Origin of the sequence: Lentzea sp. NPDC060358, assembly GCF_042725365.1 — a bacterium.
In the GTDB taxonomy this organism is placed as follows: domain Bacteria; phylum Actinomycetota; class Actinomycetes; order Mycobacteriales; family Pseudonocardiaceae; genus Lentzea.
The window spans coordinates 18,806-31,713 of the sequence record NZ_JBHXCW010000029.1; the positions used below are offsets into that span (position 1 = coordinate 18,806).

Genomic DNA, 12,908 nt, shown 5'->3' on the forward strand with positions numbered 1-12,908 from the left:
TCTACGCGCTGTACGCGCTGCTCTTCGCCGACAGCGGGCTGTCGGACGCCCAGATCTCGGTGCTGCTCGCCGTCTGGTCGCTCACCGCGGTCGTCTTCGAGGTGCCCTCCGGCGCGGTCGCCGACCGGTTCTCGCGGCGGAGCTGCCTGGTCGCCTCCGGCGTGCTGCAGGCGCTCGGGTACGCGGCCTGGGTCGTGTTCCCGTCGTTCTGGGGCTTCGCCGCGGGCTTCGTCCTCTGGGGACTGGGCGGCACGCTGCAGTCCGGCGCGTTCGAGGCCCTGCTCTACGACGGCCTGGCGGCCAACGGCGACGAGGACCTCTACGGACGCCTGAACGCGCGTGTCGACACGATCGAGCTGATCGCGCAGGTGCCGGTCGCCGTGATCGCCACCGCGCTGTTCTCGCTCGGCGGCTACCAGCTGGCCGGCTGGCTCTCCGTGGCGACGTGCCTGGTGTCGTCGGTGGTCGCGCTGCGGTTCTCCGAACCACCGCGCGGGTCCGATGAGGACGACGAACCGGGCTATTTCGCGACGCTGCTGACGGGTCTGCGTGAGACCGTGCCGGTCAGACGCGCCGTGCTCGCCGTGGCGCTGGTGTACGCGATCGACGCCTTCGAGGAGTACTTCACGCTCCTGGCCCAGGACTGGCACGTGCCCACGGTGTGGGTGCCGCTCGCGACGATCGGCGTGCCGTTGACGGGCGCCGCGGGTGCGTCGCTCGCGGGCCGGCTGCCGTTGCGCGGCTGGGTGCTGTTCGCGTCCGGGCTGGTGCTGATCGCCGCGGCCGTGCTGGCCGTGCCGGTCGCGATCGTCCTGCTGGGACTGTTCTACGGCCTCTACCGGTTCGTGCTGGTGCACGTGGAGACCGAGCTGCAGCACCGGATCGAGTCGGACGCGCGGGCGACCGTCACCTCCGTCGCGGCGATCGGGTCGGAGTTCGTGGCGTTCGCGATCTACGGCCTGTGGGTGTTCGGCGCCGCGTCCGCGATCGGGGTGCTGGTCCTGGTGGTGGCGGTGGTGATCCGGCGCCGTCAGTGAGGCAGCGGGCGGCGCGGCCGCCGCTCGTCGGTGCTCTCGCGGTACTCCTCGATCGCGAGGGCGACGTCGAACGCCGTCCGCGTGCCCTCCAGCGCCGGCAGGTAGTGCACGCCGCGGGCCAGCGTGTCGAGGTCCACGGTGAAGTACACGCCCATCAACGGGTTCACGAACAGCTCGCTGCCCTCGGTGCGGCTGGTGAACCGCACGTCGCCGAACTCGCCGCGCAACGACGCCGCGATCTGCCCGTTGACGATGCTGGGCGACAACGGCGTCGCGTCCTGCGCCTGCTGGACGGCCGCGGTGTAGGCGCGGGCCTCGTGGCTGTCCGACGGGATCGACAGCGCGCCGAGGTAGCCGCCCTGCCGGTCGAGCGCGGCGAGGTTCTCCAGCACGTGCGCGTGGCACACGCCGTGGTGGGCGTCGATGCCGAAGCCGAGGCTCACGACGAGCTTCTCGACGCCGTCGATCCCGGCGACCGCGGCCAGGCTCGTCATGTCCTCGGCCGGTGTGCCGAGGTGCTGCTCGTCGCCGCGCAGCAGGATGTCCGTGCCGCCGTCGACCAGCACGATCGCGTCGACGCCGAGCCTGCGGACGAGGGTGCGGTAGGCGGCGCGCAACGGCCGCACGCCCGCTTTCGGGAACGCGTGGACGGTGTCGCCGAGGAACCGCGCGAGCTCGCGTTCGGGGAAGTAGGCGTCGTCGCCGGCGGTGTCCGGTCCGACGGCGGCCAGCCCCGGCTCCACCCACGCGTCGAGGTCGAGGCGGCCGAGGTCGCTGAAGCTCAGGCTCGCGTAGCAGACGCGCTTGCCCTGGGCGCGCAGCGCGATTCCGAGCGGGAGACCCGCGAACACGTCGAAGCCGCCGCCCGCCCCGGCGATCAGGACGGTGCGCGCGGGGTGGAGCCGCGTGAAGAGCGGCGGCTGGGCCAGGCTGAACACACCCGCGACAGTAACTCCCCGGTACCGCCGTGGCCGGACAGTGGGGCGGCTCGTGCGACCCGGCCTGTTCCATCGAGGCGGGCGTAACGCCAGGATGTTCCGAACAGATCAAACTGCACAAGCCGGACATCCGCGGAGGCCGCCGTGCTCGTCGTCCAGATCTTCCTGCCGCTGGCGCTGGCCCTGGTGATGTTCGGCCTCGGCTTGACGCTCACCACGGGCGACTTCGCCAGGGTCGCGAAGTACCCGAAGGCGGCCGTGATCGCCCTGGTCTGCCAGGTGGTCGTGCTGCCCGCGATCTGCCTCGGGCTCGTGCTCGCGTTCGGGCTCCGAGGGGTGCTGGCGGTCGGCATGATGCTGCTGGTCGCCTCGCCGGGCGGCACGTCGGCGAACCTCTTCAGCCACCTCGCGGGCGGGGACGTGGCGCTCAACATCACGCTCACCGCGATCAACTCGGTGCTGGCGGTGTTCACGCTGCCGCTCGTGGTGGGCCTGAGCATGGCGCACTTCATGGCGGACGACGCCGAGGTCGGGTTGCAGCCGGCGAAGTTCGTGCAGGTGTTCGCGATCGTGCTGGTGCCGGTGGCGATCGGCATGCTCGTGCGCCGCAGGTTCGAGGCGTGGGCGCTGCGGATGAACGACCCGGTGCGCATCGCGTCGGTCGTGGTGCTGGTGCTCGTCATCGTCGCCGCGATCGCGCAGGCCCACCAGCAGCTCGTGGACAACATCGCGACGCTCGGGCCGGTGGCGCTGCTGCTCAGCGTCCTCAGCCTGCTGATCGGCTACTACGTGCCCAGGGCGTTCAAGGTCGAACGCGGCCAGGCCGTCGCCAGCGCCATGGAGATCGGCATCCACAACGCGACCATCGCGATCACGCTGGCGCTGACGGTGCTGAACGACGAGACGATGGCGATCCCGCCCGCGGTCTACGGCGTGCTGATGTACCTCCCGGCCGCGATCGCGGCAAGGTTGTTGTCCCGCACCAAAGCGGTGGCCTGAGGCGGCTGCGGCGGCCGGCGTTCACCGCGGCCTGACCTGACGCCTGTTAGACAGTGGGCCCATGTTCCCGTTGTTGCGGACCGCCGTCCGCGTCGAACCGTTGCGGGGAGAGGGCCTCACCAACGTCCTGCACCTGGTGACACTGGCCGACGGGCGCAGGGCCGTGCTCCGGCAGCCGAAGGTGGCGCGGGACCTGCCGAAGTTCGTGGTGCCCGGCGCGCCGGAGGTGCTCGCCCACAACGGACGCGGCGACGTGCTCGTCGAGTACGTCGAGGGCAGGACGCTCGCCGAGGCCCTGCCGGTGCCCGACGAGGTCTGGCGGGCGATCGGCCTGGCGTTCCGCCGGATCCACCGCGTCGGCCTGCTGCACAACGACGTGAACCTCCACAACATCATCGTGGGGGAGGGGCGGGCGACGCTCATCGACTGGGACAACCCCGGCCAGGGCAACCCGCTCGACGAGCTCGCCGCCTTCGAGGAACACCTCTACCTGCACGGAACCGCGCTGCCGCAAGCGTTCTGGACCGGGTACGGCCACACGCCCGACCCGGCCCTGTTGCGCGTGCACCGGATCGCGGGCTGCATCGGCTGGCTCGCGAGCGACGACTGGCGCGAGTGGGAGCGCGACCGCACGCTCCGGCCGGAGCAGCTGGACCGGGTCCGCCACTGGCGGCGGCTGCTCGGCCGGTGGCTCGCCGAGCAGTTCCGCACCGACTTCTCAGCGGCTGAGGTCGCGGTACCTCAGCACGGACAGCGGCCAGAAGACCGCCACGAACACCGCCGGCCACAGCACCGCCAGTAGCAGCGAGTGCTGCGCGGCCCACGAGTCGCCGCCGACGCCGGGGTTGCCGAAGAGCTCCCGCGCCGCCGCCACCGTCGCCGACAGCGGGTTCCACTCCGCGACGACCCGCAGCCAGCCCGGCATCAGTTCCGGCGAGACGAACGTGTTCGCGAACATCGTCAGCGGGAACAGGACCATCCACGACGCCTGCGCGGCCTCCGGCTTCACCAGCAGGCCGACGTAGATGCCGACCCACACCAGCGCGAACCGCAGCCAGAGCAGCAGCGCGAACGCCACCATCGCGTTCGGCAGCCCGTCGTGGAACGACCAGCCGATCACCAGCCCGCACAGGGCGAGCACCAGCAGTTCGAGCGACGAGTTCACCAGGTCCGCGATGCTGCGCCCGGCCACCACGCCCGTCTGCGACATCGGCGACGCGCGGAACCGGTCCGTGACGCCCCGGTCGGCGTCCATCGACACCATCAGCAGCGTGGAGCCGACCCCGAACGCGATGGTCTGGCCGAACATGCCCGGCAGCAGGAACTCGATGTAATCGCCGCCGCCGAAGACGTTCATCGCGCTGCCGAAGACCAGCCCGAAGATCAGCACCGAGATGACCGGGTAGGCGAGGTTCGCGACCACCCTCACCGGTTCGCGCACCCAGTGGACCAGGTCGCGCTTCGCCACGACCCACGTGTCGACCGCCGCGTACCTCATGCCCGCACCCCCGCCCGGTGTCCCGTGATCGCCAGGAAGACCTCGTCGAGGGTCGGCCGCCGCAGTGCGATGTCCTCGGCCTCCACCCCCTGCGCGGCGAGCGCCGACGCGACCCGCGTCAGCGCCGCCACCCGGTCGGCCACCGCCGCGCTCACCCGGAACCCGTCCGGGTCCACCTCGGCGTCCGGCCCGAGCACGGCGCTCGCCACCGGCAGCTCCTCGGCGGTGCGGACCACGACCTCGATCCGGTCGCCGCCGAGCGTCGACTTCAGCTCCTCGGGCGCGCCCTGCGCCACCACCCGGCCGGTGTCGAGCACGACGACCTGGTCCGCGAGCTGGTCGGCCTCGTCGAGGTACTGCGTGGTGAGCAGGACCGTCGTCCCCTCCGCGACGACCCGCCGGACCTCGCGCCACACCTCGCCGCGGTTGCGCGGGTCGAGACCGGTCGTCGGCTCGTCGAGGAACAGCACCGACGGCCGCGTGATGAAGCTCGACGCGAGGTCCAGGCGCCGCCGCATGCCGCCCGAGTACTGCTTGACGCGCCGGTTCGCCGCGTCGGCCAGCCCGAACTGCTCGAGCAGCTCGCCCGCCCGCGCGGCCGCCTCGCGCCGGGACAGGTGGTAGAGCCGCCCCCACATCACCAGGTTCTCCCGGCCGGTCAGCACGTCGTCGACCGTGGACTGCTGGCCGTTCAGCGCCACCTGGCGGCGCACGGCCGGCGCCTCGCGCGCCACGTCGTGGCCCGCCACCTCGGCCCGGCCGCCGTCCAGGCGCAGCAGCGTGGCCAGGATGCGTACCGCCGTCGTCTTGCCGGCGCCGTTCGGGCCGAGCAGCCCGCACACCGTTGCGGCGGGCACCGCCAGGTCGAACCCGTCGAGCGCCCAGTCGTCCCCGAACCTCTTGCGCAGGCCTTCCGCGACCACCGCGTGTCCCACGATCCACCCCCACGAATCAACTGCGTACAAAGTAAGCTGGATGTACTAAGTACACGGTTCTAGGATTCACGGCAAGGAGCGTGGGGAAGAGGGAGTTGGGTGAAGAGCGACCGTGACCGCAGCGTGCGCCTGTTGTGGGAGCCGCCGGCCGAGCCGACCAGGGGACCGAAGGCCGCGCTGAGCCAGGCGCGGGTGGTCGAGGCGGCCATCGAGGTGGCCGACGCCGAGGGGGTCGACGCGCTCACCATGCGCCGGGTCGCCGAGACGCTCGGCAGCACGGCGATGTCGCTCTACCGGCACGTGCCGGGCAAGTCCGAGCTGCTGGACCTCATGGTCGACGCGGTGTGGGGCGAGACCGAGCCCGCCCCGGAGGGCCCGTGGTGCGAGGGGCTCGAGTTCTTCGCGCGGCAGATGTGGGCGATGTACCGCGCGCACCCGTGGATGCTGCAGCTGACGACCTCGCGCCGGATGCCGGGCCCGCAGGCCATGACGCGGCAGGACGCCGCCTACGCCGTGGTGTCGGAGCTGGGGCTCGCGCCGGAGGAGATCGTCTCCGTCGTGACGACGGTCAGCCAGTTCGTCGTCGGCGTCGGCAGGACGATGGCCGACCGCGTGCAGGCCGAGCGCGACACCGGCGTCTCCGACGAGGACTGGTGGAACGGCAGGGAGGAGCTGTGGGAGCACTTCACGCCCGAGCGGCTGCCGATGACGACGCACATCTGGAACTCGGGCGGCTTCCACCGGCCGCTGGACGAGTTCGAGTTCGGTCTGGCACGCGTCCTGGACGGCTTGCGGGCGTTCGTCGAATCCGCCGAACGGCCCCCAGTTCGTCGATCTACGTGTCTGTAGCCGTTCACGACGCCTTGAGTCGTCCGATCAGGTGAAAAGAGCAGCTCAGGCCTGGCTGGAACCGTAGTTGCGCGGTCACGTAATGCCATTGTTATGCGATATCAGAATGAACTCGTTCGCGGGCTGAACCAACCACTCCTATCTGCCCGTTTTCCTTGTGACACCGTTTCGCCGCGGGGGCAAATCGGGACGACGAGGAGGTCGTATGACAGCTGGCGCGCACGACGCGGTCACCCTTGGCTGCTACGCGCTCGGCGTTCTGGACGCGCACGAGAGTTTTGGTGTGGAGCAGCACCTGATGGACTGCCAGGCCTGCCGTGTGCAGGTGGCGGACTTCCGGCGGATCCGCACAGCGCTCGACGAGGTGCCACGCGAGGCATTCCTGCACGAGCTCGAGGACGACCTGCCCAAGCCGTCGGACCTGGTGCTGCAGCGCACGCTGCGGCAGATCAGGCAGGAGTCGGCCATCCCGCAGCCGCGGGTGGCCGATGCTCCGAGCCCGAGAGCCAGTCCGCGGCCGGTGGAGGAGCTCCCCGAGCCGTTGCACGCCAAGCCCCGGCGCTGGCCGGGCTATCTCGCCGCCGCTGCCGTGGCAGCGGTGGTCGCGTTCGGGGGCGCCGCGGTGCTGATGCAGAACGAGGCACCGGGCTCGAACATCGCCGCGACTCGCACGGGCGAGGCGACGGCGGGCGGGATCAGGATGGTGGCGGAGATCGCGCCCTCATCGCAGGACCGCTACCTCGTGACGGCGAACATCGACGGACTGCCCGCCGCGCAGAAGTGCCGGCTGGTCGTGGTCGGTGCGGACGGCACGAAGACCGAGGCGTTCGCCTGGACCACGACCGAGAAGCAGCGGCTCGAGGGTTCGAAGGTGCGGGGCATGGTCAGCGTGCCGCCGGACCAGGTGAAGTCGATCTCGGTGGAGACCGCGGACGGCAAGTCGTTCGTGGTGGCGAACCTGTAAGAGCGGAAACACGCGAAGGGCCCGGATTCAGACGAATCCGGGCCCTTCGAAGTTGCATTGACGTGATTTAAACGGCCTGCAAAGTCAGCCATGCGCCGACGACGATCACCATCGCGGCCGTGCCGACGGGTGCGTAATGCGAGAGGGCGCGGGTGGCACGCCCGTCCAGGATTTTCTCGACGCGTTCCCTGGCCTTCACGAGCAGCAGTCCGACGGCGGTGAGCGTGCCCGCCATGCCGATTCCGTAGCCGAGGACCAGCAAGACGCCGAACCAGGTGCGGCCGAGCGCCATCGCGCCGAGCAGGACGACGAGCGCGGACGGCGACGGGACGAGTCCGTTGGCCGCGCCCATGCCGATCAGGCTCGCGCGGCTGTACCCGTGCCCATGTCCGTGGCCATGCCCATGACCGTGTCCGTGGCCATGACCGTGCCCGGTTGCCGCTCCCGCTCCGACGAGGACCGGTGAGCGGGTCGTCGTGAGGGCCGAACGCAGCAGCATCACGCCGATGGCCGCGATCAGCACCCCGCTGACCAGCCCGAGCCAGCGCAGCACCTCCTCGCCGGCCAGCGCGGACGACGCGCTGATGACCAGGCCGAGGACCAGCACACCGCCGGTGTGCGTGGCGGTGACCGAGGCGCCGACGACGAACGCGTCCCTCGGCGTGCCCTGGCGGCCGGCGAGGTAGGCGGCGATGAGCGTCTTGCCGTGCCCCGGCAGGGCCGCGTGCGAGGCGCCGAGGGCCAGGGACAGCAGCAGGGCGAGGAACCCGAGCCACGGCGTCAGGTCGTCGCTGCCGAGGATGTCGTTGAGCCTGGCCGCCGTGACGCTGAACGACTGGACGGGGGAGCCGGAGGCCTGCTTCGGCTCGGACCCGCTGCCCGGTTCGGCGGTGAACGCGACGGACCGGACGTCCATCGGGGTGCTGAGCAGGTCCTCCGGGTACGCGCGCAGCTCGTCGCTGACGCTCTCGGTCGCCACCTTCGAGCCGGTGAGCCGGATCCCGGTGCCGGCGGCGGTGATCTCGCGCCAGCCCACCCGGTCGGTGTTCGACTCGTCGCGGAACTCGAGCCGGGCCGCCCGGCCGAGGTCGATCTTCGCGGTGAACTCGCAGACCAGCCTGGTGGTGCTGAGCTCGGCCTGGCCGAGCGGGTGCTCCTTGACGGAGCTCGACAGCGTCCAGGAGATCTGCCGACCGTCGACCGTGGACCGGTCGGTGCGGGAGACCTCGTCGCACCACTGCCGCGCGTCCCGGGTCTTCAGGTTCTCCTGCAGCGTCGGGATCTCCGCCACGTCGACCACCGACCGCAGGTCCACGCGGTCCGGGTGCAGGTGCAGCCCGTGGTAGTGGTTGACGCTGAAGTTGCCCAGCGGGTGGGCGGACGCCTCGCCGTTGACGAAGAAGATGCCGGCGACCAGCAACGCCAGCACCAGGACGGGTCGCACCACCCAGCTGGACAGGCTCACCTGTCGCCTCGGAGCTCCGCGAGCTTGCGGCCCGCCTTCAGCGCTTGCAGCGGGGAGAAGTTGGCGTTGAGCCGCAACGCCTGCACGAGCGCCTCCTGGGCCTCGCCGACCCGGCCGAGCGCGGCGAGGATCATGCCGCGGTGGTAGGAGAACGTGGCGTTCTGCCAGCCCAGCGCCGCCGCCCGGTCCGCGTAGCCCAGCGCCTCCGCGTCGCGGCCGCTCATGTGCAGCGCCCACGCCATCGCGTCGGCCACGAACACGCTCTGCCGCCTGCTCCACTCGGTCTCCGCGTGCCGCAGCGCCTGCGCGCCGTCACCGCGGTCGGCGGCGAACAGCGCCGCCGCCAGGTCGTCGAAGGCGCCCTGCGACTCCATCAGCCGCTGCTGCTCGGTGAGCACCTCGTACTGCTTCGCGGCCTCGCCGGCCTTTCCACCGGCCTCCAGCAGCTCCGCGTACTCCTGCAGGTACTGCGGCAGGGGAGCGCGCGCGGTCAGTCTGCGGTAGTCCTCCAGGGCGGCGGGGACGTCACCCCGTGCCGCCGCGACCTTGGCCATGCCTTGAGTGAGAGTCATGTCGTCTCCTCTCGCCGCCAGTCCCTGCTCGTAGTGCTGCGCGGCTTCGTCGAGCCGGTTGTGGTCGAACGCGAGTTCGCCCAGCCGGTAGCGGCAGAACGCGATGTCCTCGGGCGTCGCGGCGGCGGTCAGCGCGCGCTGCATCGCGGCGCGGGCGCCCTCGACGTCGCCGTGGAGCTCCAGGTGGAAGGAAGCACGGGCGAAGGACGCCGTGTTGGGCTTGAGGTCCAGCATCCGCTGCACCGCGGCCTCGGCGCCCGCGTCGTCACCGAGCTGCGTCAGGGCGTCCGCCAGCACGCCGTGGGCCTCCGCGGACGACGGCAGCGCGGCGATCGCCTTCCCGGCCCACTCACGGGCCGCGGCGAAGTCGTGGCGGGCGTTCGCGAGCGTGCCGAAACCGATGGCGGCCGCGCCCGTGCCGCCCGCGTTCTTCAACGCGCCCTCAGCCTTGGCGTAGTAGGCCGGATCCGCCGTGACGCGCGCCAGTTCCACGTAGGACGTGCCCAGCTGCGCCCAGGACGAGGTGTCCCCGGGAACGGCGTGCAGCCGTTGCTGGAGCTGGTGCACGACGCGGTGCATCTGGTTCTGCTGCGCCACGGCCGGAACAGGGGGCTCGCCCCCGGCCCTGCTGTCGGCAGGACCGGAGGCGGCTAGGTAGGCGAGCGCCGCGGTGACCAGGAGACCCACCGCGACCGCTTGCCGTTGTTGGTACCTCACTTCGAGTGCGACCCGTACTTGCGGATCGAGGCCTGGCGCTTGCGCCACAGGAAGAAGCCGATGCCGAACACGGCGGCCGAGCCGACCGCGGTGGTCATCGCCATCGGGTCCAGGTTGCCGATCTTGCCGACCGGGTTGACCGCGACCTCGGCCGTGTTGCCGTTCGTGTTGACGGCCGTGCCGTTGCGGGGCAGGCCCACGTACGGGAAGTTCGCCTCGAACGGCTGGTCGTTCGCGTCGACCTTGTCACCGGTGGCCAGCGCCTCGACGATCTTGCCGGACGCCGCCGCGCCCTCCATCGCCTGCACGGCGATGTCCACCACGTCGTCGGCGAGGCGACGGCCGTTCGGGAAGCCCTGCGTGTCGCCCGCGAGCAGGCCCAGGCGGTTCGGGTTGGCGTTCGGGTCGATCATCATGTTCAGCCGCAGCATCTCCGAGGGCCGGAACTTGTTCTTGTCGGCGTCGGCGTTGTTGATCTGCGAGTTCAGGTCCGCGTCGATCTGCGCGCCGAGCTTCTTCGTGATGCCCGTCAGGAAGATCTCCGCCAGGTCGTCGCGCTGGCCCTGCGGCGCCGGGATCTTGTAGATCGCCTCGACGAGCTTCGGCAGCTCCGGGTTCACGACCCGGTCGACGAGCTCCTTCACACCGGCGTCCTGGTCGGGGCGCAGGCCGTTGAACGCGTCCTTGAGGCCCGCGGGCGCCACGACCTCGTTGACGAGCGGGTTGCCCAGGCGCGAGACCTGCACGAAGTCGCCGACCGCCTCCGCCTTGCCCGGCGAGAGCTTCATCGTGCGGCGCTGCGTGGTGCTCCAGACGCCGATGTTCGGGTTGCGGTGCATGTCGTTCTTCAACGCCAGTGCGTGCTTGGGCAGCTGGACCGCGATGGTGTTGACGTTGTAGCCGCGCAGCGTGTCCTGGCCGACCTCGCTCAGGTTGCCGCCGTAGAGCAGGTCGAACACCCGCAGGTCGGCGAAGAACGAGTCCTCCGACGGGCCCACGTAGACCTTGCCGCCACCGGGGATCTGCACGGTCGCCTGGTCGCGCAGCTTCTTGAAGTCCGGCATCGACGCCGGCCCGTTCGGCGACGGCGCGGCCTGGGCGTTGTTGACGAGCTTGACCTTCTGGCCGTTCTCGTAGATCGCCTCGAGGTCGTAGCGCTGGCGGAACAGCAGGTTCTCGTCGTCGAGCGAGTCCACGACGCCGTTGGCGTAGAGGAACGTGGTGTTCTTGCGCCGGTCGTCGTTGCGGAACGTGAACCGCAGCGTGATGTCGGGCTTCGCGTCACCGTCGTTGTCGACGTTGAAGTCGTACTGCGCGTCCTCGGCCCACGGGAAGAAGTTCGGGCCGCCGTTCGGCTCCTGGAAACCCGACCAGTTGCCGACCAGCGTGACGGTGTCCTTGTGGTCCGGGCTCACGAAGGCGTAGAGGTCCGTGTTGTCCACGGCCGGGTCACCGGCGATGAGCGGGGCCTCGCGGTGTGACGACGCGGTGGCGCTGGTGCCCCCGAACATCGCGGCGTTGAGCAGTGTCGCGCCCACCAGTGCGGCGGCAGCCACCTGGCCGCGGCGACCGCCGAGGACGTGCGGTGATGACATGTCTGGTCTGCCTTTCAAGGGGTTCAGGCGCTGTGCATGAGGAGCGACGGTTCGCTCGAATGACTGGAGTGGCTCGCGTGGTCTGTCGTCCACCTCGCCTGGGTGAAGTCGCGGATGCCCTCGACCAGCCGGTCGACGTCGTGCTCGGGCCGCACCACCAGGCGCGCGAACCGGCTGCTCATGCCGAGCTTGTTGCCGCACTCGCGGATGAAGACCTGGTGCCGGGACAGCAGGTGGTCGCGCAGCTCGCGCCCGTCCATCCCGTTGCCGAGCTTGACCAGCAGGAAGTTGGCCTGCGACGAGTACACGGTGAGGTCGGGGACGCGGGAGAGCTCCACGCCCATCCGGTAGCGGTCGCGGGAGAGCAGCCGCAGGCTCTCCGCGTACTCGGCCTCGTGCTCGGCCAGCATGAACACGACGGTCTCGGCGAGGGAGTTGAGGTTCCACTTCGGCAGCGTCTTGCGCATCTTGCCGGCGAGACCGGGGTTCGCGACCAGGTAGCCGAACCGGATGCCGTGCAGGCCGAAGTTCTTGCCGAGGCTCTTCAGCACGACCACGTTGGGCCGGATGGACGCCTCCGCCGCCACCGACGGCACCCGCTCCACCTCGACGAAGTCGATGAACGACTCGTCGATCACGATCAGGTCGAGGTCGGCGAGCTCGTCCATGAACCGGACGATCTCCCGGCGCGGCAGGTACCCGCCGTCGGGGTTGTTCGGGTTGCAGATGACCGCGACCCGGCTGCCGCGCGTGCGGATGAACTTGATGTACTCGTCGACGTCGAGCTCGAAGTTGGTGCTCTCCTGCAGCAGGAACATGTCGACGCGCTTGTTGCTCTCCATCGGCTGGTCGGTCCAGCGTCCGAAGGTCGGGATCGGGATCGCGACGCTCTCGTGGATCCACAGGTGGTCCATCCACGTGATGAGCTCGGTGCTGCCGTTCGACATCGCGATCGTCGCCGGGTTGAGCCCCAGCACCGCGCTGAGCTGCGCGGCGATCTTCGACGAGTCGCTCGGGTAGAACTTCAGCACCGCCTCGAGGTTCTTCGACAGCTCGTCGAACATCTCCGGGGTCGGGAAGTACGGGTTGCAGGGGATGCAGAAGTCGACGAGCTCGCCGGCGCCGGTCCTCGACAGCTCGAAATAGGACGGGCTGTGCGCGGTCTCCTGGAAAAGACCCGAGTCCACACCATGGCGCACGCGATCACTCCGTCCCTCGGTCCGATTCCGACACCGGGGCATACGTGCCGGTGTTCATCCCGGTTCACGGGTCAGTTTCGGGAAGGTCTCGACCGGGTCACGGGCGCAACCTCGCCCGCCGCCGCTGCTCGGCGGGGTCG

At 70.4% G+C, this 12,908-nt stretch carries 12 protein-coding genes; 5 read left to right on the forward strand and 7 right to left on the reverse strand.

Features of this window, described 5'->3' with window-relative positions; all coding sequences use genetic code 11:
- Positions 1-17 precede the first annotated feature (17 nt).
- The gene (locus tag ACFWGZ_RS09155; RefSeq protein WP_382450989.1) at positions 18-1,037 is read left to right on the forward strand and encodes an MFS transporter; all 1,020 of its coding nucleotides are present in this window, start codon (positions 18-20) and stop codon (positions 1,035-1,037) included.
- On the opposite strand, the gene ACFWGZ_RS09160 is transcribed toward ACFWGZ_RS09155, so the two are convergent.
- A complete protein-coding gene (locus tag ACFWGZ_RS09160; RefSeq protein WP_382450962.1) occupies positions 1,031-1,975 on the reverse strand; it encodes a DUF1152 domain-containing protein in 945 nt (314 codons plus the stop codon). The genes ACFWGZ_RS09155 and ACFWGZ_RS09160 overlap by 7 nt on opposite strands.
- Positions 1,976-2,119: 144 nt before the next feature.
- Between ACFWGZ_RS09160 and ACFWGZ_RS09165 the strand changes: the two genes are divergently transcribed.
- Positions 2,120-2,974 carry a bile acid:sodium symporter family protein gene (locus ACFWGZ_RS09165; RefSeq protein ID WP_382450963.1) on the forward strand — a complete coding sequence of 285 codons (855 nt, stop codon included), beginning with the start codon at positions 2,120-2,122 and terminating at the stop codon, positions 2,972-2,974.
- 61 nt (positions 2,975-3,035) lie between these two features.
- Complete coding sequence (locus ACFWGZ_RS09170; RefSeq protein ID WP_382450964.1) at positions 3,036-3,776, forward strand: lipopolysaccharide kinase InaA family protein; 741 nt, start codon at positions 3,036-3,038, stop codon at positions 3,774-3,776.
- On the opposite strand, the gene ACFWGZ_RS09175 is transcribed toward ACFWGZ_RS09170, so the two are convergent.
- Together ACFWGZ_RS09175 and ACFWGZ_RS09180 are read right to left on the reverse strand one after the other, a co-directional pair.
- Positions 3,693-4,472: an ABC transporter permease gene (locus ACFWGZ_RS09175; RefSeq protein WP_382450965.1), complete on the reverse strand. Its 780-nt coding sequence runs from the start codon at positions 4,470-4,472 to the stop codon at positions 3,693-3,695. The genes ACFWGZ_RS09170 and ACFWGZ_RS09175 overlap by 84 nt on opposite strands.
- Positions 4,469-5,410 carry an ATP-binding cassette domain-containing protein gene (locus tag ACFWGZ_RS09180; protein ID WP_382450990.1) on the reverse strand — a complete coding sequence of 314 codons (942 nt, stop codon included), beginning with the start codon at positions 5,408-5,410 and terminating at the stop codon, positions 4,469-4,471. Before ACFWGZ_RS09180 ends, ACFWGZ_RS09175 begins: the two co-directional genes overlap by 4 nt.
- 96 nt (positions 5,411-5,506) lie before the next feature.
- Here ACFWGZ_RS09180 and ACFWGZ_RS09185 point away from each other — a divergent pair, with 96 nt between their 5' ends.
- Together ACFWGZ_RS09185 and ACFWGZ_RS09190 are read left to right on the forward strand one after the other, a co-directional pair.
- Positions 5,507-6,256 carry a TetR/AcrR family transcriptional regulator gene (locus tag ACFWGZ_RS09185; protein WP_382450966.1) on the forward strand — a complete coding sequence of 250 codons (750 nt, stop codon included), beginning with the start codon at positions 5,507-5,509 and terminating at the stop codon, positions 6,254-6,256.
- A gap of 205 nt (positions 6,257-6,461) precedes the next feature.
- Positions 6,462-7,220, forward strand: coding sequence for an anti-sigma factor family protein (locus ACFWGZ_RS09190; protein WP_382450967.1), 759 nt, complete (start codon positions 6,462-6,464; stop codon positions 7,218-7,220).
- Between the two features lie 67 nt (positions 7,221-7,287).
- Here the strand turns inward: ACFWGZ_RS09190 and ACFWGZ_RS09195 are convergent, their stop codons facing one another.
- From ACFWGZ_RS09195 to ACFWGZ_RS09210, 4 genes are read right to left on the reverse strand one after another with little or no spacing between them, the layout of a single operon-like run.
- Positions 7,288-8,685, reverse strand: a complete 1,398-nt coding sequence (locus tag ACFWGZ_RS09195; RefSeq protein ID WP_382450968.1) for a nickel/cobalt transporter — start codon at positions 8,683-8,685, stop codon at positions 7,288-7,290.
- Positions 8,682-9,944, reverse strand: coding sequence for a tetratricopeptide repeat protein (locus ACFWGZ_RS09200; protein WP_382450969.1), 1,263 nt, complete (start codon positions 9,942-9,944; stop codon positions 8,682-8,684). Before ACFWGZ_RS09200 ends, ACFWGZ_RS09195 begins: the two co-directional genes overlap by 4 nt.
- A 26-nt stretch (positions 9,945-9,970) precedes the next feature.
- The gene (locus ACFWGZ_RS09205; protein ID WP_382450970.1) at positions 9,971-11,569 is read right to left on the reverse strand and encodes a DUF4331 domain-containing protein; all 1,599 of its coding nucleotides are present in this window, start codon (positions 11,567-11,569) and stop codon (positions 9,971-9,973) included.
- 23 nt (positions 11,570-11,592) lie between these two features.
- Positions 11,593-12,768, reverse strand: coding sequence for a pyridoxal phosphate-dependent aminotransferase (locus tag ACFWGZ_RS09210; RefSeq protein WP_382450971.1), 1,176 nt, complete (start codon positions 12,766-12,768; stop codon positions 11,593-11,595).
- Between the last annotated feature and the right edge of the window lie 140 nt (positions 12,769-12,908).